This is a genomic window from Niveispirillum irakense DSM 11586 (assembly GCF_000429645.1).
GTDB classification, from domain to species: Bacteria; Pseudomonadota; Alphaproteobacteria; order Azospirillales; family Azospirillaceae; genus Niveispirillum; species Niveispirillum irakense.
Window position 1 is genome coordinate 72155 of the sequence record NZ_AUCG01000001.1, and the last position, 21427, is coordinate 93581.

The following is a 21427-nucleotide window of genomic DNA, read 5'->3' on the forward strand; positions in this document are numbered from 1 at the left end:
CCCTCCATGATAGTGAATAGAGGGGCCAGGGCTGGCGTGAATGGCTTTCACGCTCCCTCACGGGGATCATGGCCTTCTGGCTTGCCATACAGGCCGATATGCGTATCACCCCAGGCTTTCAGCGCCCGCAATATCGGCTCCATGCTCCGGCCCAGATCGGACAGGGAATATTCCACCTTGGGCGGCACCTGGGCATAGACCGTGCGGGTAACAAGCCCGTCTTCCTCCATCTCCCGCAACTGGTTGGTCAGCATGCGGGGTGTACAATTCTGCACATGCCGGCGGATTTCGTTGAACCGCAGCGTGCCGGACAGCAGATGCCAGAGGATGATGGATTTCCATTTGCCATCGATCAGGCCAATGGCCGCTTCCACCGAACAGCCGGGCGTGCAGTCGAAACGGGAATGGCGGACCTTGGCCATTTCAGTACCTTTTTGATACTAAGTATATTTTATAGCACTATATGCTATCTTTGTGCGTATTGCACAAGATCGGCTATAGGCGCAAATCCTATGCATCGCAATGACGCAACGGAGCAAGCGCCATGAAGGCCATTGGCTACAAGATTCCCGGCCCCATCGACCGTCCCGACGCGCTGGTGGATATCGATCTGCCCCGTCCGGAAGCGACAGGCCATGACATTCTGGTCGAGGTGGCTGCCATCTCGGTCAATCCTGTGGATACCAAGGTCCGGCGCAACGCCACCCCGCCGGAAGGTGAATATCGTGTGTTGGGGTGGGACGCGGTGGGCACGGTTGTGGCCATGGGTGATGCCGTCACCGGCTTTTCCGTTGGTGACGCGGTCTTCTATGCCGGCTCCCTGACGCGGCCCGGCGCCAACAGCCAGTTCCATCTGGTCGATAGCCGGATCGTGGGTCGCAAGCCAGCCAGCTTGACCAATGCGGAGGCAGCGGCCCTGCCCCTGACGGCGATCACCGCCTGGGAAATGCTGTTTGACCGGATTGATATCCGCCGCCCGGTGCCAGGTGCCGCCAATGCCATCCTGATCATCGGCGGGGCCGGGGGTGTCGGTTCCATCACCATACAGCTTGTCCGCGCCCTGACCGACCTGACCGTGATCGCCACCGCGTCGCGCCCGGAAACCCAAGCCTGGGTGAAGGAATTGGGCGCCCATCATGTCATCGACCATGCCAAGCCGCTGGCAGCACAGGTGGAAGCACTGGGTATCGGCGCGCCCGCTTTCGTTTTCTCCACCACTGAAACCCACCGCCATCTGGCAGAGGTGCAGGCCTTGATCGCCCCGCAGGGCCGCTTCGGCCTGATCGACGATCCGGAAAATCTGGATATTATGGGGTTCAAGCGCAAAGCCGTGTCGATCCATTGGGAACTGATGTTCACCCGCCCAATCTTCGGCACGCCGGACATGGATGAACAGGGCAAGCTGTTGAACCAGGTGGCCGATCTGGTGGATGCCGGTCGCATCCGCACAACGCTGACCGAAACGCTCTCCCCCATCAACGCCGCCACGCTGAAACAGGCCCATGCGCTGATTGAAAGCGGCAAGGCACGGGGCAAGATCGTGATTGAAGGATTCTGATGCAGGCCGTTCCGGGTGGGAAGCCTCCCACCCGGAACGGCACCACCGCTCAAAAGCCCCCGTAATAATCGCGGTTTGCAATATCGGCCAGCAGGTCCGGTCCCATCGGTTGCCAGCCCAACCCTTGGCGGGTTTGGGCGCTTGATCCCGGCATGTCGGCGCCCGCGAACTCCGCAAACCAGCCAAAATGCTCCCGCCCACGCGACAGAACGGGAAGCCCCAGCTTGCAGCCAATGGCTTCGGCGATGTCCCGGAAGGGAACCGCTTCTTCGCCGATGGCATGATAGGTCGCCGCCAGCCCCTCCTTTTCCAGGGCCAGCCGATAGAGCCGGGCAGCGTCGCCAACATGCACCGCGGGCCACCGGTTCAAGCCCTCATCAATATAAGCCGACACACCGGTCTTCCGGGCCAGATTGATGAGGATCGGCACAAAACCATGTGTCTCCCCAACCCCATGCACGGAAGCGGCCAGCCGGACCGTGGCAGCCCGCACGCCCAGTGCCGCCAGTTCGCGTGCTGCAAGTTCCGATCTGCGGGGATATGACGGACCCGACAGGGGGGCATCCCCCTCCACCGCCAGCCGGCCCGGCGCAATCATCGCCATGCCGGAGGTGACGAGGAAGGGCTTGTCGGTGCCCTTCAGCACCTCACCCATCGCCTCAATGGCGCGGCGATCCTGGGCCGCATTCTCCGCAAAACGGGAAAAATCATGGTTGAAGGCCAGGTGAATGGTCGCGTCCGTCTCCCGCACGGCCCCCTGCAGCAGGTCCAGATCATCAAGGGTGCCGTGCAACACAGCAGCACCCCTCTGGCCAAGCCGTGCGGCCTTGTCCGCTGACCGGGCAAGGCCCAACACCTGATGGCCATAGTCCAGCAACTCCGCCACGACCGCCCTGCCAACCCAACCGGTCGCTCCTGTTATAAATACGCGCATCACAATGTCTCCAGTTATGTGAAGACCATCAATACCCACCGCGCTATACTGTTAAAGTCGAGACATTATACAGGTATAAGGTTTAACAGGATCAATGGCCGACACGTCCCTGGGAACCTATCTGCGCGACAAGCGGGCACGACTAGACCCGGCGGCACTGGGCTATGGCAGCGGCCGGCGGCGCACCCCCGGTCTGCGCCGGGAGGAGGTGGCGCAACGCGCCCATATCAGCCCCACCTGGTATAGCTGGCTGGAACAGGGGCGCGGCGGCGCCCCTTCGGCAGAGGTGCTGGATCGTATCGCCCGTGCCCTGATGCTGACGGATGTGGAACGGGACCATCTTTTTTTGCTGGGCTTGGGCCGGCTGCCAGACGTTCGCTACCGGCCATCGGGCGATGTGTCCCCCCGTTTGCAGCGTGTACTGGACGCCATGGAAACCAGCCCCGCCCTGGTCCGGACTGTCCGCTGGGATGTCGTGGCCTGGAACCGCGCAGCGGCGTTGATGCTCTGTGATTATGGGCTGTTACCACCACAAGAGCGGAATATCCTGCGCCTGGTCTTCCTTGATCCACGGTCCAGAGCCCATAATCAGGATTGGGAGGCCGTGGCCCGCTTTGTTGTCGGTGCTTTCCGCGCCGACATCGCCCGGGCCGGCGCCCAGGAAGAATTAGCGCCTTTCGTGCAGGAAATGTGCAGCCGTAGCGCGGATTTCACCCGTCTTTGGCAGAATGGCGATGTCCATGGCTTTGGCGAGGGGGTGAAGCATCTGCGCCACCCGGTCCTGGGCGCCATCGCCATCGAATATTCCGCCTTCACCGTGGATGGAAGGCCGGACCTGACCCTGCTGATCTATAACCCCATGAGCCGCGAGGATGCCGACCGAATCCGGTCGCTGCTGCCGCTGCCTTTACCATGATTACCGGCAGCGATAGGGATCGGTACGGGGCAGCCGTGCCCGACGGCACAGGGCGCGGCTAGTGATGAAATCACGTAACAAGCGGGGAACAGCGTCGGGCCGGGTCCACCTGATATTCAGCCGGACCTGCCGGCATTCCATCGCCACTTCACGGCCATTCTCATACCGGTGCTGTTCATATTCAGTCATCATGTCCAGCAAAGCATAGTCGAACGGTCTGCCCTCCATCACAGCAACAAAGCCAGCATGGAAAGCATGATGAGAGACTGTCGGCCGGGCCTTGCGCCAGGAATCCGCCCCCCGGAAACTGTCATTCAGTGACATGATTGATGACGCCGATAAAGTTACGTTATAACGTTTTATCGGCTAGCACTCACAGGATCAAGTGCCTTTCGCTGCACCTCACTCCGGCATGATCGCCACGGCGCGGGTCCATCCGGCGGACCCTGCCCGCACCTTGACGGGGAAGCAGGCGACGGTAAAGCCATGCGGCGGCAGGCTTTCCAGGTTGGACAGCTTTTCCATGTGGCAATAGCCGACATCCTTGCCGACATAATGGCCTTCCCAGATCAGCGACGCATCACCGGTTTCCTTGAACTTGGCCGCCGTAAAGGGGAAGGGTGCATCCCAGCTCCAGCCATCAATGCCGGTGACGCGCACGCCGCGCTCCACCAGATACAGCGTCGCTTCCCGTCCCATGCCGCAGCCCTTGGCCAGGAAATTCGGCTGGCCATAGGCGGCACCGGCCGCCGTGTTCACCAGCACGATATCCAGCGGTTGCAGCACATGGCCGATGCGGGCCAGCTCGGCTTCCACCTCTGCCGCCGTGACGACATGGCCATCGGGCAGATGGCGGAAATCCAGCTTCACACCGGGGCGAAAACACCAGTCCAGCGGCACCTCATCGATGGTAATGGCGCGTTTGCCGCCATCCATCGTGGAATGGTAATGCCAGGGCGCATCCATATGGGTGCCGTTATGGGTGGTCAGCTCCACCCATTCCGCCGCCGGGCCTTCGCCATCGGGCAGTTGGTCGACCGTCAGGCCGGGGAACATCTGGCAATATTCCGCCGCCCCTTCGGCATGGCTGGCATAGCGGATTTTCGGCCGCATGAAAGGCGGGTCCGCCGGCACGTCATTTTCCAGATGCACGGAAAGATCAATGATACGGGGCACGGGTTTCACCTTGGTTTGATGATGGCGACAGACAGCGGGCCTGGCGGGTGGGTCTGGCAGGCCAGCCGGATGGCAGGATCGGTGATGGCAAGCTGGCGCCGCAACTGCGCCTCCCGCTCCCCCATCGGGCCGGGATCGCCATCCACCACCCGCACCCTGCAGGTACCACAAATACAACCACCCCCGCACAGGGCGGTGATTGTATCACGGCCGGCGGGGGTGATGGCTTGAAGCAGATTCTGGCCGGGGTAAAGGGCCAACGTTTTCGGCGGGCCGGTTTCGGGGAGGATGGTCAGGCTGGGCATGGGGGGAGTGGGGGTTTCCATGGCCTGCCCTTCTCAGGTTTTCATTACAGACAGTGCCACCCCTTCTACCGTCACCCCGGTGCCAAGCCGGGGTCCAGTTTCGTAGAGCGAAGCGCCTTTGGCCCCTGGACCCCGGCCGCAGCATGGGTGACGGTGGTGAAGCGGCTATGAATCACAAACATTAAGCCTGGAGACATTCAAGAAGACAGCCCCCCCTTACCCCAGCCGTCCCCCCAGCGTATCGGCGAACCAGTCGGCGATGTAGTCACGACCGAACGACATGTTATCCGCACCGACATGCTCCACCCCGCCTTCACGTTCGGTGAAGATTTTCAGCTCACGCCGGGGGGAATTCACCAGCTGGTCATAGGTCTGGTGGGCGTAATCAAGCGCGATCTGCCGGTCCTTGGCGCCATGGGTCACCAGGAACGGCACCTTGATCCGGTCCAGCACGCCATTCAGATGCATCCCTTCGGCCTTGGCCAGGAAATCATCCATATCCTGGGCCCCAAACACCCAGCGCACATGGCCCCAATAATGCGGCACCGGGTTTTCGCCTTCCCGCTTCAGGCGCTTTTGCTGCACTTCGCGCCAATCATGGTTGGCACCCCAGACGGCGCCGCTGGCAAAGCGCGGTTCAAACGCCACGGCGCGCGGGGTGAAATAACCACCCAGCGAAATGCCGACCATGCCGATCCGGTCGGCAATCACATCGGGCCGGGCGGCCAGATAATCGAACACGGGCGTGGCCCAGCGTTCGGTTTCATGCGTGGCGTACAGGTTGTTGGCGCGCAGCGCTTCGCCCGTGCCAGGCTGGTCGATGCAGAGCGTGGAAATGCCGCGCTTGGCCAGCGCGTGCGGCAGCCAGGACCAGAACAGCAGCTCCTTGCAGCTGTCCAGACCATTGACATACAGCACGCAAGGGGCCGGGCCATCCACGCCCTCCGCGTGCGTGAACAAGGCCGGGATGAAGCTGTCACCAAAGGGGATTTCCACCCGCGTGCAGTTTTCCCGCGCCAGGGCCGTGCCTTTACGGAAGGCGTTCTGGCCCTTGGCAAAGGTCTCCGCCCGGCCGGGATGGCCATGGCCCTGCATCCGCTCGGCGGTGATGTAATAGAGCGAGGCGCGTTGCAGCTTGGCCCCGGCAGAAAAGGCGCGGCCCCGCGCCTCGTCTTCTTCCGCCAGCCCGACCAGCTTGTCCGCCATGGCCACCCATTGGGCCAGGAACTGGCCGGTGCCGGCATCTTCGCCCCGTGCCGCCGCCTCCAGCAGCGGGCGGCACATATCCTCAATCTCGCCGATCCGCGCACCGCTTTCCAGGGCGATATTGACCGAGAGATTCCAGATGTAATTGTTGGGGAAATATTGGAACAGCGCCATGATCAGACCTCCACCGCCTGGAACAGGCCGGCATCCGGGGCCGGGTGTGGCATGGTCTGCGGGCCGCCGCTGCCGGCACCCCACTGGTCCATCACATCCGGGCTGGGCACATGCACCGTGGCCACCCAGGTTTCCTCATCCACCCGTTCCAGCTCGGCGGTATATTCCACCGCGAAACCGGCCGGCGTGGTGAAATAGCTGAACGTGTTGTTGCCGGCGGTGTGGCGGCCGGGGCCCCAGCGCAGATCAACCTCCTTGCGCTTCAGCTTGCCGACGCCGCGCATCATCGCATCCATGTCGGCCATGTCATAGGCAACATGGTTCAGGCAGGGCGGGCCGGGCAGGATGGCGATGCGGTGGTGCCATTCATTGCAGCGCAGGAAGCACATGAAATCGCCCAGCCAGTCCGACACGCGGAAGCCCAGCACATCACAGAAGAAAGCCACCATGCCCTTGTGATCGGGCGAATGCAGCACGATGTGGCTGATCTTTTCCGGCAGCGCTTCCTTGGCAGCCACAGGCCGCGACGGCCCCCGCTCCACCCCGGCAGACACTTCGAACGTCATGCCATCCTTGCCGAAGAAGCGGAAACCATAGCCGCCACCAAAGGAGGTCAGCGCGCGCGGGGCAAAGATGATGCGACAACCGGCGGCGACCACCTTGTCATGCAGCGCATCCACATCGGCGTTGCTGTCAGCAGCCAGCGCGATCACATCAATCCGGGCGACATCCGCCGGGCGCAGCCGCACCACATACAGTTCCGGGTGGCCTTCCGTGGCGAAATAGACCAGGCCATCCTTATCCGCCACTTCACGCAGGCCCCACTTATCCCGGTAAAAAGCGCGCTCAGCATCAAGATCGGTAACGGCATAGCCAACATAACGGATATCAGTAACGCGGGTCATCGCGGGGGATCCCCTTAAAGCGGTTGGGCCAGCGCGGCCATGGTGGCGTTCATCAGGCGGGGATGTTCCTCGCTGTGAACGCCGCTCTGTTCGATCTCACCCAGGCGGATAGAATTGTTCACGACCAGCGCCGCACGGTCCTGACGGCGGGTCATGAAGGCGGCGAAGGCAGCGCCCAGGCTGTCATTCTTGGCCAGCTCATCCCCCAGCACCACGGCATCTTCGATCGCCATGCCGGCACCAGAGGCCAGATGCGGGGTGGTAGCGTGGGCGGCATCACCGATCAGGATGGCGCGGCCCGTGTGCCAGGGGCCGGGCAGCAGCAGTGCCTCCAGCGGGCGGAAATTCACCACCGACTGGTCAGTGATGGCGTCGCGCACATAGCCGATGGAGCCAGCAAACCCTTGCAACCGCTGGCGCAGCAGGTCGGGCAGGTCGGCTTCAGCATGGCGGGTGTTGGGGGCAATCGTTTCCAGCGCGAACAGATACATCTGGTCGGGCGAGCAGGGATTGACCCCTGCCTTGATCGGCGCACCCAGATACATTTCCACGCCTGTCACACTGTCTGGCCGGGCGGTGGTGACGCGCCAGCAGGCCTGGCCGGTAAAGCGCGGCTTGGGCGCATCGGGGAACAGCAGCCCACGGGTGCGGGAATAGATGCCATCGGCACCGATCAGCAGATCGTAACGGCCCTGGCTGCCATCGCTGAAAGTGACATCCACCCCTTCGGCATCCTGCTTGATGGCATCCACCATCACGCCCAGGCGCACAGTGGCGGCAGCGGCGCGGGTGCGGCTGGCCAGGATCTCATGCAGCACCGGGCGCATGATGCCGCCATCCGCTGGCAGGTCAGGGGCCACCGGCGGGCTTGTCACCTCCCCGATCGGGTGGCCGGTGGGGGTAAACAGCCGCGTGTTGCTGGCGCAATAACCCACACGACGAAAATCGTCCAGAATGCCCAGATGCTGGAAAACGCGCATGGTGGGGCCGGTGATGGAAATGCCGGCACCATAGACGCGCCAAGCCGGATCCCGATCAATCACATCCACAGCGATACCCAGGCGCGACAGCACCAGGGTCGCCGACATGCCGGCGATACCGCCGCCGATAACAAGCGCATTGCGGATCAAAGCCACAGCTATTTTCCTCCCGGATCAGTCCGTCTACCTAAGGATCGAAACGGATTGTCCGTCTGCTGCCCGCCGATGGCGGCGGGTCATTATTATGGGGTGGTTTATCGGGGTGCCCCGCGACGGAACCCCATGACACCAACCATACGGCCTGCAAACTAATCACCAAAACCGTTTGTACGGATACAAGGGATCGGTCTCACCGATAGGTTGACGCCGATGGAGGGGGCTCCTTATTCCGATTTTCCTCAAGCGCCGACGTCGCCATCCGACGACTTGTGTCTTCCAAGTGTGCATAGAATGCGCTGTCAGGAGCGGGGTATGCCTAGCCCCCTGACCCGCCCGGAAACCGTTCCGCGAACCGGTGGATCGCGCGCCATAGCCAAGCAAGGTTCTCCGGACGCCCCCTTCATTGATCCAACAGTTGCCCGGCACTACTGCCTACGCTCTAGGCAGGGAGGTGTGCCAAGTCGAGAATGCCGACGCCGGTTACGCCGCCCTTCGGCGACGGTGCCGCAAGCGTGCCATACAGGTGATTTTGCAAGCTGGGGCGGCTACAAGCGACGAGTCATCGAGGCTTATCAAAAGCCGGCATCCCGATCCCCGGAAGGTCCGGCATTTCGCCAGGGAGGCGAACAGGTGGACATGGGTGAGTCCAAATGGGATATTGCACCAATGTGCAATATCTGACGGGGCAGACCATGCCATGCAGACCGTTCGTCGTCATTACGACCGCAGGATTTCTATTGCTGTCACCCTTCGCGGCGATGGCGGGTGAGGCGCCGCCGCCCTTGCGGCCTGACCAGTCGACGTTCATCGATATCTATCGTGAACTGGTTGAAACCGACACCAGCCACGTCACGGGTGACTGCACCTTGGCCGCCAATCGCATGCTGACCAGGCTGCGTACGGCAGGCTTCGGCCCCGGGCAGGCTGATCTGTTCGTGCCAGACGGGCATCCCAAGGATGGTGGGCTGGTGGCCCGGCTGGAAGGAACGGATGTGACGGCACCCGCCATGCTGTTGGTCGATCATATCGACGTGGTGGCGGCCCGGCGGGAGGATTGGCCGCGCGATCCCTACAAGCTGGTGCAGGAGGATGGTTACTTCATCGGGCGCGGCGTCATCGATGACAAAGCCCTGTCGGCCATATGGGTGGACAGCCTGATCCGGCTGAAGGCAGAAGGCTTTCGCCCCCGCCGCGCCATCAAGATCGCGCTCACCTGCGGAGAGGAGAGTGGCGAGGCCGTCAATGGCGTGAAGTGGTTGCTGGAAAACCGGCGCGATGCGGTGGAAGCCGGCGTGGCCTTCAACGAGGGCGGCTATGGCATGACCGATGCGGATGGCAAGCCGCAGGCGCTATATCTGGCCGTGGGGGAAAAACACTCCCAGACCTTCGTGATCGAGGCAGTCAATCCCGGCGGTCACAGTTCCCGCCCCCGTGCCGACAATGCCATATATGACCTGTCTCTGGCCCTGTTGCGCATCCGCGACCTGAATTTTCCCATACGGATGACGGATGCCAACCGCACCTATTTCGACCGGATGGGCCTTGTCGTTGGTGGCGAGTTGGGGACGAAGATGCGCCTGCTGGCCCAAGGCAAGGCCGATACTGCCACCATCGCCGCCGTGACGGCCCACCCGGTACACAACGCCACCCTGCGCACCACCTGCGTGGCCACCACATTGGACGGCGGACATGCTGAGAACGCCCTGCCGCAGCGGGCGCGCGCCCATATCCAATGCCGCCTGTTTCCCGGCGACAGTGTGGCGGAAACGGAGAAGTTGCTGCGCGACGCCATCGGCGATACCAAGGTGGAATTGTCGCGCGTGGGTGAGGCTGGTGTGGTGGCCGTGCCGCCGCCGCTTGATCCTGCTATCGTGGAGCCGGCGGAAGCGGTGGCGCGGGAGCTGTTTCCGGGCCTGCCGCTGATCCCGACCCTGCTGACCGCCGGTACCGATGGGCGCTATCTCAGTGCTGCCGGCATTCCCACCTATGGCATTCCCGGCATCCTGCTGGATGCGGACGGCAATGGCGCTCATGGCGTGAATGAGCGTATCCGGGTACGCAGCGTCATGGAGGGGCGCGACTATCTCTACGCCCTGATAAAGCGCTACGCCCGCTGATCAGGACCGGGCGTGCGCCAGCAGGGCGCGAGCCCGCAGCACCACGGGCAGGTCGATCATTGCCCCATCCAGCGTGGTCACCGCCGCCTGGGCGTTGTCCCAGGCGGCCAGAATGCGCCGGGCCAAATCCAGTTCCGCTGGCGTCGGCTGGAACGCCTGGGAGGCGGCGCGGACCTGATTGGGATGGATGCACAGCGCACCGGTGACGCCATATTCCGCCCCCTTCATCGCCGCCGCGACGCAGGCATCCACATCACGAAACTGCGCGATGGACAGCGGCACCGCCAGGGCCATGCGCCCATGGGTGGCGGCCGCCAACGCCACTTGCCGGCTGGGCAGGTCCAGCAGCGCCGGGGTCGGCGCCACGCCCATGGAAGCGGCGAAATCCTCCGGCCCCAGGGCCAGGCCGATGACGCGGGGACAGGCGGCCAGGGCAGACGCCACCGCCAGGCCAGCCGGGCTTTCTACCAGCACGACCAGGCCAGTATGTCCGGGCGGCAGGCCGCGTTCGGCCTCCAGTTCGCCCATGATGTCGGACAGCACCGTCAGGCGGGCCACATCCTCCATCTTTGGCACCATCACCGCCCGCACGTTGGGACCGATGGCGGCCTTCAGATCCTCCAAGGCCGCCAACCAACCGGCATTGATACGCACCACAACCGCCGGCCCGGCAGCGGCAATCGCTGCCGCGGCCTCTTGAATAACGGCGCGGGCCACAGATTTGGCCGCGGGCGCCACGCCGTCCTCCAGGTCCAGGATCACGGCATCGGCGCCAGACGCAGCCGCCTTGCTCCGCCGCATCTCGTCATCGGCCGGCACGAACAGCAGCGAGCGCCAACGGATTGACAGCATGGGGATGGCCCCTCCCAGAGCGTTCATTTAATTCATTTGGATAATGCGCTTGACGAGAGATGGCGGCAATGAAATTGTATCCGGCAACGCAATTTTAAAAGCCAAAACGAGGAACCATGTCCGAGGCGTTCATCACCGCCGTGGCGCGCAGCGCCGGCGGCAAACGGGGGGGACGGCTGGCCGGCTGGCATCCCACAGATCTGGCCGGCGCGGTGCTGCAGGGCCTGGTGGAACGATCGGGCGTGGACCCCGGCGCGATTGAGGATGTGATCATGGGCTGCGCCTGTCCCGGCGGGGAGCAAGGCGCCAATATCGGCCGCTATGCCGCCCTGTCGGCCGGCCTGCCGGAAAGCGTGCCGGGCACCACGGTGGATCGCCAGTGCGGGTCGTCGCAGCAGGCACTGCATTTCGCGGCCGCGACGGTGATGACCGGTCAGATGGATGTGGTGATCGCGGCGGGCGTGGAAAGCATGACGCGCGTACCCATGGGCCTGCCCTGGACCCTGCCGGCCCAGCATGGCTATGGCACCTATCGTAGCCCTGGCCTGGAGGCACGGTATCCCGACACCCCCTTCAGCCAGTTCAAGGGCGCGGAGATGCTGGCGGCGAAATATGGCTTCACCCGCGACGATTTGGACCGCTACGCCTTGGAAAGCCACAAGCGCGCGGCAGCCGCTACTGGGGCCGGGTATTTCAAGGGGGAGATCGTGCCCCTGACCGTCACCCTGCCCGATGGCACCACATTGATCCATGAGGCCGACGAGGGCATCCGCGCCGAGGCGACCCTGGAAGGCATCGGGTCGGTCAAGCTGTTACAGGAGGGCGGGTGCATTTCCGCCGCCAATGCCAGCCAGATCTGTGACGGGGCCGCCGCCCTGCTGGTGGTCAACGAAGCCGGACTGAAGCGCCTGGGCACAAAGCCGCTGGCCCGCATCCATACGATGACCGTGCTGGGCCATGACCCGGTGATCATGCTGGAAGCCCCCATCCCGGCCACGGAGAAGGCACTGAAAAAGGCCGGCCTGCGCCTGGACGAGATCGACCTTTACGAGGTGAACGAGGCGTTCGCGCCCGTACCCCTGGCTTGGGCCAAGGTGCTGGGTGCCGATCCGTCGCGCCTGAATGTGCATGGCGGCGCCATCGCCCTGGGCCACCCACTGGGCGGCAGCGGCGCCAAGCTGATGACGACCCTGGTCAGCGCGCTGCACACCCATGGCAAGCGCTACGGCCTGCAGACCATGTGCGAGGCGGGCGGCATGGCCAATGTGACGATCATCGAACGACTGTGATCATGGCGGGGGCTCCGCCCCCCCCTCTTTACGCCCTGACCAGCGGCAAGGCCGTCACCGGCTTGCCCGTCAGGGCCAGCAGGGCATTGGCCACCGCCGGGCCGATGACGGGTGTGCCCGGTTCCCCCACCCCAGTGGGGGGCTTGTCGGATGGCAGGATATGCACCGCCACCGCCGGCGCCTCGTTCATGCGCAGCACGCGGTAGGTGTCGAAATTCGTGGTTTCGACCACACCATCCACAATCTTCACCTCACCGAACAGGCTGTAGGACAAGCCATACATCAGGCCGCCCTCCATCTGTGCCCGCACCTGATCGGGGGAAACGGCGATGCCGCAATCCACGGCCACGGTGACGCGCCGGACGCGCGGTTCACCATCGACCAGTGACACTTCCGCGACATTGGCAACGGTGGAACCAAAGCAATGATGCACGGCCAGCCCGCGAGCCCAGCCGGGCTCCAGGTCCGTGCCCCAGCCGGATTTCTCCAGCGCCAGTTCCAGCACGGCCAGATGGCTGTCAGCCCCGGCGCGGCGATAAAGCTCGCGGCGGTAATCGGCGGGGTCGATGCCGGCCTTGCGGGCCAGTTGGTCGACCATGTGTTCCATCGCCATGGCCGTATGCGTGGCACCGACGGAACGCAGCCACAGTACCGGAATGCGGCTGGGCGGGTGATAGACCTTGGCATCGACGGCGGGCGTAGCCTTCAGGTACGGGCTGTCGATTGTCCCCTCCACCCCGTGCTTTTCCACGCCCTCCTGGACGGCGGCGGCAAAGGGCGTGCTGGTCAGGATGGAAGCGGTGACCAGCCGATGTTCCCAAGCGGCGGGATAGCCATCCTTGTCCAGCGCCACGCGGGCATGGTGATGGGTCAGCGGCCGATAATAGCCGGCGGCCATGTCATCTTCACGTGTCCAGACCAGCTTGACCGGGGTGAAGCCTCCCACGGCACGGGCAATCTCCACCGCCTCACGCTGATAGTCCGACGTGGCGACGGAGCGGCGACCGAAGCTGCCGCCGGCCGGCAGGGTGATGATCTCCACCTCCTCCGGCGTACCGCCCAGCAGCTTGGCGATGTTGCGCTGATCCACCGTATGGTTCTGCGTACCGAAGCTGAGGCGGCAGCGCGTGCCATCGACCTGCGCCACACAATTCATCGGCTCCATCGTCGCATGGGCCAGGAACGGCAGGGCGAGATCCATCGATATGATCTTGTCGCCCTTGCCCAGCAGGGCCGCTGCATCGCCATGGGTGACGAAGGGTGCAAACGGTGCCTCGCGCCCGCCCGCCGCCATCTCCTGGTACTCGGCCTGGATGGCGTCCGATGAGCGCATTTCCGCTGCCGTATCGTCCCACTCCACCACCAATGCATCGCGGCCCTGGCGGGCGGCATAGGTATCTCTGGCCACCACCGCGACACCGCTGGAAACGGCCACGACATGCACCACGCCCGGCACCGCCTTTGCCGCCGCATCGTCAAACCGTGCGACCTTGCCGCCAAAGCGCGGGGAATGGGCGACCATGGCGACCAACTGGCCGGGCAACTGCACATCCTGGGTAAAGATAGCCTTGCCCGTGGACTTGGCTGCCGCGTCCAGGCGCGTGGCGCACTCCGTCCCGATCAAGCGGAAATCTGCCGGCTGCTTCAGCACAGGCTCGGCTGGCGGCACCAGGCGGGCGGCCGCCGTGATGAAATCACCGAAACCGGCACTGCGGTTTGAGGCGGCATGGGCGATCACCCCATCGCGCACCGACACTTCGCCGACCGGCACGCCCCATTCGGCCGCCGCCGCCTGCACCAGCACCGCACGCGCGGCGGCACCGGTGCGGCGCAGTTCCAGCCAACTGTCACTGATGGAAGCGGAACCGCCGGTGATTTGCAATTTGAAAGAGGGCCGGGCGAAACGGGTCGGATCGGCCGGCGCGGTTTCCACCTTCACCTTTGACCAGTCGGCGTCCAGTTCGTCGGCCACCAGGGCCGCCATACCGCTCTGTGCGCCCTGGCCCAGTTCGGAGAATTTGGCGATCACAGTAACGGTGCCGTCGGAGCCGATGCGCAGGAAAGGGCCAAACTCGGCCAATGCGGCTTCCGTCTTCTGGGTATCGGGCCACATCCGTCCGATCATCAGGGCACCGCCGCCGACCGCCAAGACGGTACCGAACAGAATGGTACGGCGGCTGGGTTTGAACGCGCTCATGCCGGTCCCCCTTCACCCAGGCCGGCGGCATCCTTGATGGCGGCCCTGATACGGTTATAGGTGCCGCAGCGGCAGATATTGCCAGACATGGCATCGGTGATCTGTTCATCGCTGGGCTTGGGCGTCTCTGTCAGCAGGGCAACGGCCGCCATGATCTGGCCCGACTGGCAATAGCCGCATTGCGGAACATTGTGGCGCTGCCAGGCCTGCTGCAAGGGATGGTCACCGCCCAGCCCCTCAATGGTGGTGATCTTCATCCCCTCTACGCTGTCCAGCGGGGTGACGCAGGCGCGGATGGGCGTGCCGTCGGCCAGCACGGTACAGGCCCCGCACTGGGCCATGCCACAGCCATATTTGGTGCCGGTCAGGTTCAGATGGTCACGGATGACCCAGAGCAGCGGGGTATCCGCCGCTGCCGCCAGCGTCACATCCCGGCCATTGATATGCAGCACCGCCATCCGGCTGCTCCTCTTTCAGTGCCTCAGGCGCCGGCGCCGCCGCAACGACGTCCTACGCTCCCCAAACGCTCTAATTCCCGCCATCCAGCAGACGCCTTGCGATCACCTGCGCCTGGATTTCACCTGCCCCCTCGAAGATATTGAGGATGCGGGCATCGGCCAGCAACCGGCTGACGGCATATTCCATGGCAAAGCCGTTGCCGCCATGGATCTGCAAGGCATTGTCCGCCGCCGCCCAGGCCACGCGTGCTGCCACCAGCTTGGCCATCCCGGCTTCCAGGTCGCAGCGCTTGCCGCCATCCTTCTGCCGGGCCGCGAAATAGGTAAGCTGCCGCACGCCCAGCAATTCCGCGGCCATCATCGCCAGCTTGTTGGCCACACGCGGGAATTCGATGATGGGCCGGCCGAACTGGATACGATCCAGCGCATAGGACAGGCCGGTTTCCAGCCCCGCCTGCGCCACGCCCACGGCGCGGGCCGCCGTCTGGATGCGGGCACTCTCGAACGTGGCCATCAGCTGCTTGAAGCCCTGGCCCTCCACCCCACCCAGCAGGTTGGCACGATCGACACGAAACCCGTCGAAGCCGATCTCGTACTCCTTCATGCCGCGATAGCCGATGACGCCGATCTCCCCGCCGCTCATGCCCTGCGCCGGGAAGGGATCGGCCTCCGTCCCGCGCGGCTTGGGCGCCAGCAGCATGGACAGACCGCGATAATCCGTCGTCGCCGGGTCGGTACGGACCAGCAGGGTCATCACATCGGCCCGGGCGGCATGGGTGATCCAGGTCTTGTTGCCTGTCACCACATAATCGCCGCCCTCGATCACGGCGCGGGTGCGCAAGGCCCCCAGGTCGGAACCGGTATTGGGCTCGGTGAACACCGCCGTGGGCAGGATTTCGGCGGACGCGATCTTGGGCAGCCATTCCTGCTTCTGCGCTTCGGTGCCACCGCACAGGATCAGTTCGCCCGCGATCTCCGACCGTGTGGCCAGGGAGCCTACGCCGATCCAGGCGCGCGACAATTCCTCCGACACCACGCACATGGCGGTCTTGCCCATGCCATGGCCGCCATATTCCTCCGGAATGGTCAGGCCGAACACGCCCATGGCGCCCAACTCCTCCACCAGACCGATGGGGATCAACTCATCCTTCAGGTGCCAGTCATGGGCAAAGGGGGCGATCTTCTCCTCTCCAAAGACGTGGAACTGGTCGCGGACCATCTCCATCGTCTCGTCCAGACCCGTGCGTTCCAGTGTCGGGCGGCCACGCGCGGCGACCAGCAGTTCGGCAATGCGGGTCTTCACCCCCTGGGTGGCACTCCGCGTCAACCTGACCAGGACCGGTTCCTGCAACAAAGCCAGAGTGGCAGGATCGTCGGCCAGATCGGATGCCCGGATCACCTCCCCCTGATTCATGGGGATGCCGCCGGAAAGCTGGGCCGCATATTCGGCGAACAGCAATTGTGACAGCAGCGCCTCGGTCTCGCCGAACAATCCATCCCCGTCCAGCCGTTCCGCCCAGCCGGCCACCTGATTCAACAGTTCGGCATAGGCGCAGAACCAGCCATAGCCATGGACGATATGCTGTTCCAGGTCAGCCAGCCGCCGGTCAACCTTGCCGCCCACAGCGATGCGGGCCAGCACGGGTGCCCGCACCGCTGCCACGAATGCCTGCACTACCGTCGCCGCATCGCGCAACAACAGGGGAAGATTGGGCAGGACCAGGGGTTCATTCTTTACATTTGCCGGAATGGCCATGGCTCAAACCTTCCCCCCCTCGCCGGCCGCTGCCTTGTTGGCAGCCGACATGGCTTTAGCCCCCATGCTCATCACCAGATTGCCGGTGACCAGTTGGTTATGGGCATGGGCCAGGTGATGCATGTGGAACAGCGCATCCATGGAGGTGCGCTTGCCCCTTATATTCTCCACGAAATTCATCGACTGCTTGGCCAGGGCCATGCCGAAGGCCGGATGGGCCGCCAGTTCGGTGGCGATGGCGGCTGTCTGGCTTTCCAGTTCGGCACGCGGTACCACGCGGTTGATCAGGCCCAGATCGTAGGCCCGCTGCGCCGGCATACGCAGGCCCAGCATGATGAATTCCCGCGCAATGCGGGGCGGCAGGTCGAACATGTGGGCCGAATATTCCACGCCCGGCACGCCCATGCGCACCACCGGATCCTGGAAATAGGCATCGTCCGACGCCACGATCATGTCGCAGATCATGGCCAGCATCACGCCACCGGCGATACACGCTCCCTGGACCATGGCGATGGTCGGCTTCGGGACTTCCTGCCAGCGGCGGCACAGGCCCAGATAAGCGTCCTGTTCCAGCACATATTGCCCTTCCGCCCCCTCCCGCGTCAGGTGGTCGCCCCACAGATGCACCCGCTCACGCGGCAGATGCCGGTCCTTAGCCGGCGTGCCCAGATCATGCCCGGCGGAAAAATGCTTGCCCTGCCCACCCAGCACGATGGCGCGCACGCCGTCATCCTCCACGGCGCGGCGGAAACAATCGTCAAGCTGGTTCAACAGCCGGTAATTCTGCGCATTGCCGCATTCCGGCCGCACCAGCCAGATCCAGGCGACCGCGTCCTTGACCTCATACTTGACGAACATTTCCGTCGGGGTGCTTTCCGATTGGCTTTCCATGTCCCCGTCCTCTTCGGCATTAATTGCACTGTAGTGCAAATTTAAAGTCAAGCCAAGCCCAACCCGAAGGGCTTTCCCCTCTGCCGTCCCTGTAAAAATTCATGCAAAACTTGTGGGCACCGTTGATGCCACCCTATCACCCTCACCCCAGCAATGGCTGGGGGAAGGGTTGGGATTGGCCCCACAGCACAAATCAACCTTTAACGCGGCGCCATGCGGATGGCGCCATCCAGGCGGATATTCTCGCCATTCAGATAGGTGTTGCCGATGATCGACAGGGCCAGGGCCGCATATTCCTCCGCCTTGCCGAAACGCTTGGGGAACGGCACGCTGGCGGCCAGCGACTGTTTCACGGCGTCCGCCGCCCGGCTCATCAGCGGCGTATCAAAGATGCCGGGCAGGATGCCATTGACGCGGATGCCGTCATTCATCAGGTCGCGGGCCACAGTCAGGGTCAGGGATGTGATCCCACCCTTGGATGCCGCATAGGCCGCCTGACCGATCTGCCCGTCCTGGGCTGCCACGCTGCTGGTATTGATGACCACGCCGCGCTCGCCATCCTCCAGCGGTTCCAGGCTCAGCATACCCTGCGCGGATTTGGCGACGCAGCGGAAGGTGCCGACCAGATTGATCTGGATGATGCGGTCAAAGGCATCGATGGGAAAATGCTTCGTTTCGCCCGTGGCCTTGTCCCGGCTGGCCGTCTTCACAACATTGCCGGTACCGGCACAATTGACCAGGATGCGTTCCTGCCCATGGGCCGCGCGGGCCTTGGCGAAGCCGGCATCAACGCCCGCCTCGTCCGTCACATTCACCGCGCAATAGACACCACCGATCTCCGTCGCCAGCGCCTCACCCGTTTCGGCATTCATGTCGAAAATCGCGACCTTCACGCCCAGGGCGGCCAGGGCGCGGGCTGTGGCGGCACCCAGGCCGGAAGCGCCACCGGTGACGATGGCGGCGATGTCGTTACCCAGCTTCATGTTCCATTCCTCCCGTGGCCGGTCGCTGTTCAACCGTGACCGGCAATGATCCCGGCCTGTTCCAGCAGATCCAGTTCGTTTCCGCCCATACCCAGCCAGTCGGCCAGCGCGCTCATCGTGTGTTCACCCAGGCGCGGCGGCGGACGGTCGAAGCGCGCCGGCGTGGCCGACAGCTTGGCCGGATAGGCGACCGACGGCACCGGCACGCCGTCGGCCCGCTGGAACCGGTGGACGGTGCCGCGCGCTTCCACGAACGGGTCCTGGAACACCTGCCCGATATCATTGACGGGACCGGCCGGCACGCCGCGCGCCGGGAACTGCGCCATCAGGTCGGCCACCTTGAAGCCGCCGATGATCTCCTGCAGCAGCGGTTCCAGCACGGCACGGTTGATCACCCGCCTGGCATTGGTGTCAAAGCGTGGGTCGGTGGCCAGCTCCGGCACGCCCAGCACGGCGCACAGGGCGGCATACTGTCCGTTATTGCCGACGGCGACGACGATGGGGCCGTCTGCCGCATCGAACACCCGGTAAGGCACGACGGTCGGGTGGGCATTGCCCAGCCGCCCCGGCGGCTTGCCGCCCACCAGATAGGACAGAGCCTGGTTCGCCAGCATGGATATCTGCGTGTCCAGCAGGGAACAATCGATCAACTGCCCCTCCCCCGTCTTCTCCGCATGGCGCAGGGCCATCAGGATGCTGACAGTGGCATATATGCCCGTCGATACGTCGGCCATGGCGACGCCGGGCTTGATCGGCGGGCCCTCCTTCTCGCCGGTGATGCTCATCATCCCGCCCATGGCCTGGGCCACGAAATCATATCCGGGCCGGTCGGCATAGGGCCCATCCTGTCCGAAGCCGGTGATGGAGCAATAGACCAGCCTGGAATTGACCGCCCTCAGGCTTTCATAATCCAGCCCGTATTTCTTCAGGCCGCCGACCTTGAAATTCTCCACCAGGATGTCCGCCTGCGCCGCCAGCCGCCGCACCAGCGCCTGACCTTCGGCCGTCGCCAGATTGATGGCGACGGATCGCTTGTTGCGGTTGCAGGACAGGTAATAGGCGCTTTCCCCCGCACCGTCCCAGCCCTCCTCACGCGGCAGGTCGGGCGGGCCCCAGCTTCGCGTGTCGTCGCCAACGCGCGGCGCCTCGATCTTCATCACATCGGCGCCGAAATCGGCCAGAATCTGGGTACACCAGGGCCCGGCCAGCACCCGTGACAGGTCCAGCACCTTGACCCCGGCCAGGACGGCTTGCCCACTCATCCTCACGCCCTCTCGAAGATCGCCGCCAGCCCCTGGCCGCCGCCGATGCACATGGTCTCCAGCCCATAGCGGCCGTCACGCCGGTGCAGCTCTCGCAGCAGATTGGCCAGGATACGGCCGCCGGTGGCGCCAATTGGATGGCCCAGCGAGATGCCGGAACCGTTGACATTCAGCTTGTCGCGGTCGTCCCAGCCCCAGCCCTTCAGGCAGGCCAGCACCTGCGGCGCGAACGCCTCGTTCAACTCGACCAGATCGATATCCTTCCAGCCCAGGCCAGTGCGGGCGAACAGCCGCTCCACCGCCGGCACCGGGCCGATGCCCATGCGCGACGGTTCGCATCCTGCCGCCGCCCAGCTATGGAACCAGGCCATCGGCTCCAGCCCCAGTTCGGCCAGCTTGTCCTCCGCCACCACCAGACAGGCGGCAGCGGCGTCATTCTGCTGGCTGGCATTGCCGGCGGTGACGATGCCGCCCTTCTCGATGGGCCGCAGCGCGCCCAGCGTCTCCATCGACGCGTCGGGACGGTAGCCCTCATCATGGGCGAACAGGATGGGATCGCCCTTCTTCTGCGGGATCGGCACGGGCACCAGTTCGTCGGCGAAGCGGTTCTCGGCCCAGGCCTTCGTCGCGCGCTGGTGACTCATCACGGCAAACTCATCCGCCTGCTCGCGGGTGATGCCATAATCCCTGGCCAGATTTTCCGCCGTCTCGATCATGCCGCTGATCACGCCGAACCGGGCGATGGGCTGCGACATCACCCGGCCACGGGTCAGCCGGTCATGCAGGGTGACGGAGCCGGAGCGCGCACCCCGGCGCATGTCGGTCGAGTAGTACTCGACATTGCTCATGCTCTCCACGCCGCCGGCGATCACCACGTCCGCCGCCCCGGTCTGCACCATCATGGCGGCATCGATCACCGATTGCAGGCCGCTGCCACAGCGCCGGTCCAGCTGATAACCCGGAATGCGGATGGGCAGGTCAGCGGCCAGCGCCGACCAGCGGGCGATACAGGCCGCCTCGCCATTGCCGTACCCTTGCGCGAAGACGACATCGTCGATGCGCTCCGGGTCCAGCTTCGTGCGCTCCACCAGCGCCTTGATGATGACGGCACCCAGATCGCCGGCCTGGATATTGGCCAACGATCCGTTGAACTTGCCCACCGCCGTGCGCAGCGGGGAAACGATAGCGGCTCTGCGCATGATATAGTTCCTTCCGACCCTACACCCCGTCTCGGTGATCGTGGCCGATCACCGACCTCAATCGCCGGCGCCACCATCCGGTGGCTTGGCTACACGGCACGTGCCGCGCG

Annotated in this window: 20 protein-coding genes; 4 read left to right on the plus strand and 16 right to left on the minus strand. The window is 64.3% G+C overall.

The annotated features are described in order from the left end of the window. Nucleotides 1–47: 47 nt before the first annotated feature. On the minus strand, nucleotides 48–422 hold the full coding sequence (locus G473_RS0100285) for a winged helix-turn-helix transcriptional regulator (protein ID WP_029011458.1): 375 nt from the start codon (nucleotides 420–422) through the stop codon (nucleotides 48–50). Between the two features lie 122 nt (nucleotides 423–544). Between G473_RS0100285 and G473_RS0100290 the strand changes: the two genes are divergently transcribed. Next, a complete protein-coding gene (locus tag G473_RS0100290) occupies nucleotides 545–1558 on the plus strand; it encodes a zinc-binding alcohol dehydrogenase family protein (protein ID WP_029011459.1) in 1014 nt (337 codons plus the stop codon). 49 nt (nucleotides 1559–1607) lie between these two features. Here G473_RS0100290 and G473_RS0100295 read toward each other — a convergent pair whose 3' ends face one another. Further along, on the minus strand, nucleotides 1608–2492 hold the full coding sequence (locus tag G473_RS0100295; protein ID WP_029011460.1) for an SDR family oxidoreductase: 885 nt from the start codon (nucleotides 2490–2492) through the stop codon (nucleotides 1608–1610). 94 nt (nucleotides 2493–2586) lie between these two features. Here G473_RS0100295 and G473_RS0100300 point away from each other — a divergent pair, with 94 nt between their 5' ends. Further along, nucleotides 2587–3408 carry a helix-turn-helix transcriptional regulator gene (locus G473_RS0100300; protein ID WP_029011461.1) on the plus strand — a complete coding sequence of 274 codons (822 nt, stop codon included), beginning with the start codon at nucleotides 2587–2589 and terminating at the stop codon, nucleotides 3406–3408. Here G473_RS0100300 and G473_RS0100305 read toward each other — a convergent pair whose 3' ends face one another. The 6 genes from G473_RS0100305 to G473_RS0100330 form a co-directional block, all read right to left on the minus strand. Further along, nucleotides 3409–3732, minus strand: a complete 324-nt coding sequence (locus G473_RS0100305; RefSeq protein ID WP_029011462.1) for a hypothetical protein — start codon at nucleotides 3730–3732, stop codon at nucleotides 3409–3411. A gap of 78 nt (nucleotides 3733–3810) precedes the next feature. Continuing rightward, nucleotides 3811–4584: a cyclase family protein gene (locus tag G473_RS0100310; protein WP_210163188.1), complete on the minus strand. Its 774-nt coding sequence runs from the start codon at nucleotides 4582–4584 to the stop codon at nucleotides 3811–3813. 5 nt (nucleotides 4585–4589) lie between these two features. After that, entirely contained in the window at nucleotides 4590–4910 is a 321-nt protein-coding gene (locus G473_RS24285) for a 2Fe-2S iron-sulfur cluster-binding protein (RefSeq protein ID WP_154667198.1), read from the minus strand. Nucleotides 4911–5105: 195 nt separating this feature from the next. Further along, nucleotides 5106–6269: an alpha/beta hydrolase family protein gene (locus G473_RS0100320; RefSeq protein ID WP_029011464.1), complete on the minus strand. Its 1164-nt coding sequence runs from the start codon at nucleotides 6267–6269 to the stop codon at nucleotides 5106–5108. Between the two features lie 2 nt (nucleotides 6270–6271). Continuing rightward, on the minus strand, nucleotides 6272–7174 hold the full coding sequence (locus tag G473_RS0100325; protein WP_029011465.1) for a VOC family protein: 903 nt from the start codon (nucleotides 7172–7174) through the stop codon (nucleotides 6272–6274). A gap of 14 nt (nucleotides 7175–7188) precedes the next feature. Then, nucleotides 7189–8310 carry an FAD-dependent oxidoreductase gene (locus tag G473_RS0100330; protein WP_245579958.1) on the minus strand — a complete coding sequence of 374 codons (1122 nt, stop codon included), beginning with the start codon at nucleotides 8308–8310 and terminating at the stop codon, nucleotides 7189–7191. A gap of 740 nt (nucleotides 8311–9050) precedes the next feature. Between G473_RS0100330 and G473_RS0100335 the strand changes: the two genes are divergently transcribed. Continuing rightward, nucleotides 9051–10430 (plus strand): M20/M25/M40 family metallo-hydrolase, encoded by a 1380-nt coding sequence (locus G473_RS0100335; protein ID WP_210163189.1) that lies wholly within the window; start codon nucleotides 9051–9053, stop codon nucleotides 10428–10430. On the opposite strand, the gene G473_RS0100340 is transcribed toward G473_RS0100335, so the two are convergent. Further along, nucleotides 10431–11282 carry an HpcH/HpaI aldolase/citrate lyase family protein gene (locus tag G473_RS0100340; RefSeq protein ID WP_035704771.1) on the minus strand — a complete coding sequence of 284 codons (852 nt, stop codon included), beginning with the start codon at nucleotides 11280–11282 and terminating at the stop codon, nucleotides 10431–10433. It abuts the gene before it with no gap. Between the two features lie 116 nt (nucleotides 11283–11398). On the opposite strand from G473_RS0100340, the gene G473_RS0100345 reads away from it, so the two are divergent. Continuing rightward, the gene (locus tag G473_RS0100345; RefSeq protein WP_029011469.1) at nucleotides 11399–12571 is read left to right on the plus strand and encodes an acetyl-CoA C-acetyltransferase; all 1173 of its coding nucleotides are present in this window, start codon (nucleotides 11399–11401) and stop codon (nucleotides 12569–12571) included. A gap of 28 nt (nucleotides 12572–12599) precedes the next feature. Here the strand turns inward: G473_RS0100345 and G473_RS0100350 are convergent, their stop codons facing one another. From G473_RS0100350 to G473_RS0100380, 7 genes are all read right to left on the minus strand, one after another. Next, the gene (locus tag G473_RS0100350) at nucleotides 12600–14768 is read right to left on the minus strand and encodes a xanthine dehydrogenase family protein molybdopterin-binding subunit (protein ID WP_029011470.1); all 2169 of its coding nucleotides are present in this window, start codon (nucleotides 14766–14768) and stop codon (nucleotides 12600–12602) included. Further along, a complete protein-coding gene (locus G473_RS24290) occupies nucleotides 14765–15226 on the minus strand; it encodes a (2Fe-2S)-binding protein (RefSeq protein ID WP_035704774.1) in 462 nt (153 codons plus the stop codon). Before G473_RS24290 ends, G473_RS0100350 begins: the two co-directional genes overlap by 4 nt. Before the next feature lie 70 nt (nucleotides 15227–15296). Continuing rightward, nucleotides 15297–16982 carry an acyl-CoA dehydrogenase family protein gene (locus G473_RS0100360; protein WP_029011471.1) on the minus strand — a complete coding sequence of 562 codons (1686 nt, stop codon included), beginning with the start codon at nucleotides 16980–16982 and terminating at the stop codon, nucleotides 15297–15299. A 3-nt stretch (nucleotides 16983–16985) separates the two neighbouring features. Further along, nucleotides 16986–17873 (minus strand): enoyl-CoA hydratase, encoded by an 888-nt coding sequence (locus G473_RS0100365; protein WP_029011472.1) that lies wholly within the window; start codon nucleotides 17871–17873, stop codon nucleotides 16986–16988. A gap of 200 nt (nucleotides 17874–18073) precedes the next feature. Beyond that, complete coding sequence (locus G473_RS0100370; protein WP_029011473.1) at nucleotides 18074–18856, minus strand: SDR family NAD(P)-dependent oxidoreductase; 783 nt, start codon at nucleotides 18854–18856, stop codon at nucleotides 18074–18076. A gap of 29 nt (nucleotides 18857–18885) precedes the next feature. Continuing rightward, entirely contained in the window at nucleotides 18886–20118 is a 1233-nt protein-coding gene (locus tag G473_RS0100375; RefSeq protein WP_029011474.1) for a CaiB/BaiF CoA transferase family protein, read from the minus strand. Nucleotides 20119–20120: 2 nt separating this feature from the next. Further along, complete coding sequence (locus tag G473_RS0100380) at nucleotides 20121–21317, minus strand: acetyl-CoA C-acetyltransferase (RefSeq protein WP_029011475.1); 1197 nt, start codon at nucleotides 21315–21317, stop codon at nucleotides 20121–20123. Nucleotides 21318–21427: the final 110 nt, after the last annotated feature.

Excerpts from the sequence above, each read along its gene's own strand:
- G473_RS0100285 (WP_029011458.1), bottom strand. The coding sequence starts at position 422 with ATGGCCAAGGTCCGCCATTCCCGTTTCGACTGCACGCCCGGCTGTTCG.
- G473_RS0100290 (WP_029011459.1), top strand. The coding sequence starts at position 545 with ATGAAGGCCATTGGCTACAAGATTCCCGGCCCCATCGACCGTCCCGAC.
- G473_RS0100295 (WP_029011460.1), bottom strand. The coding sequence starts at position 2,492 with ATGCGCGTATTTATAACAGGAGCGACCGGTTGGGTTGGCAGGGCGGTC.
- G473_RS0100300 (WP_029011461.1), top strand. The coding sequence starts at position 2,587 with ATGGCCGACACGTCCCTGGGAACCTATCTGCGCGACAAGCGGGCACGA.
- G473_RS0100305 (WP_029011462.1), bottom strand. The coding sequence starts at position 3,732 with ATGTCACTGAATGACAGTTTCCGGGGGGCGGATTCCTGGCGCAAGGCC.
- G473_RS24285 (WP_154667198.1), bottom strand. The coding sequence starts at position 4,910 with ATGGAAACCCCCACTCCCCCCATGCCCAGCCTGACCATCCTCCCCGAA.
- G473_RS0100320 (WP_029011464.1), bottom strand. The coding sequence starts at position 6,269 with ATGGCGCTGTTCCAATATTTCCCCAACAATTACATCTGGAATCTCTCG.
- G473_RS0100325 (WP_029011465.1), bottom strand. The coding sequence starts at position 7,174 with ATGACCCGCGTTACTGATATCCGTTATGTTGGCTATGCCGTTACCGAT.
- G473_RS0100340 (WP_035704771.1), bottom strand. The coding sequence starts at position 11,282 with ATGCTGTCAATCCGTTGGCGCTCGCTGCTGTTCGTGCCGGCCGATGAC.
- G473_RS0100345 (WP_029011469.1), top strand. The coding sequence starts at position 11,399 with ATGTCCGAGGCGTTCATCACCGCCGTGGCGCGCAGCGCCGGCGGCAAA.
- G473_RS0100350 (WP_029011470.1), bottom strand. The coding sequence starts at position 14,768 with ATGAGCGCGTTCAAACCCAGCCGCCGTACCATTCTGTTCGGTACCGTC.
- G473_RS24290 (WP_035704774.1), bottom strand. The coding sequence starts at position 15,226 with ATGGCGGTGCTGCATATCAATGGCCGGGATGTGACGCTGGCGGCAGCG.
- G473_RS0100360 (WP_029011471.1), bottom strand. The coding sequence starts at position 16,982 with ATGGCCATTCCGGCAAATGTAAAGAATGAACCCCTGGTCCTGCCCAAT.
- G473_RS0100365 (WP_029011472.1), bottom strand. The coding sequence starts at position 17,873 with ATGGAAAGCCAATCGGAAAGCACCCCGACGGAAATGTTCGTCAAGTAT.
- G473_RS0100370 (WP_029011473.1), bottom strand. The coding sequence starts at position 18,856 with ATGAAGCTGGGTAACGACATCGCCGCCATCGTCACCGGTGGCGCTTCC.
- G473_RS0100375 (WP_029011474.1), bottom strand. The coding sequence starts at position 20,118 with ATGAGTGGGCAAGCCGTCCTGGCCGGGGTCAAGGTGCTGGACCTGTCA.
- G473_RS0100380 (WP_029011475.1), bottom strand. The coding sequence starts at position 21,317 with ATGCGCAGAGCCGCTATCGTTTCCCCGCTGCGCACGGCGGTGGGCAAG.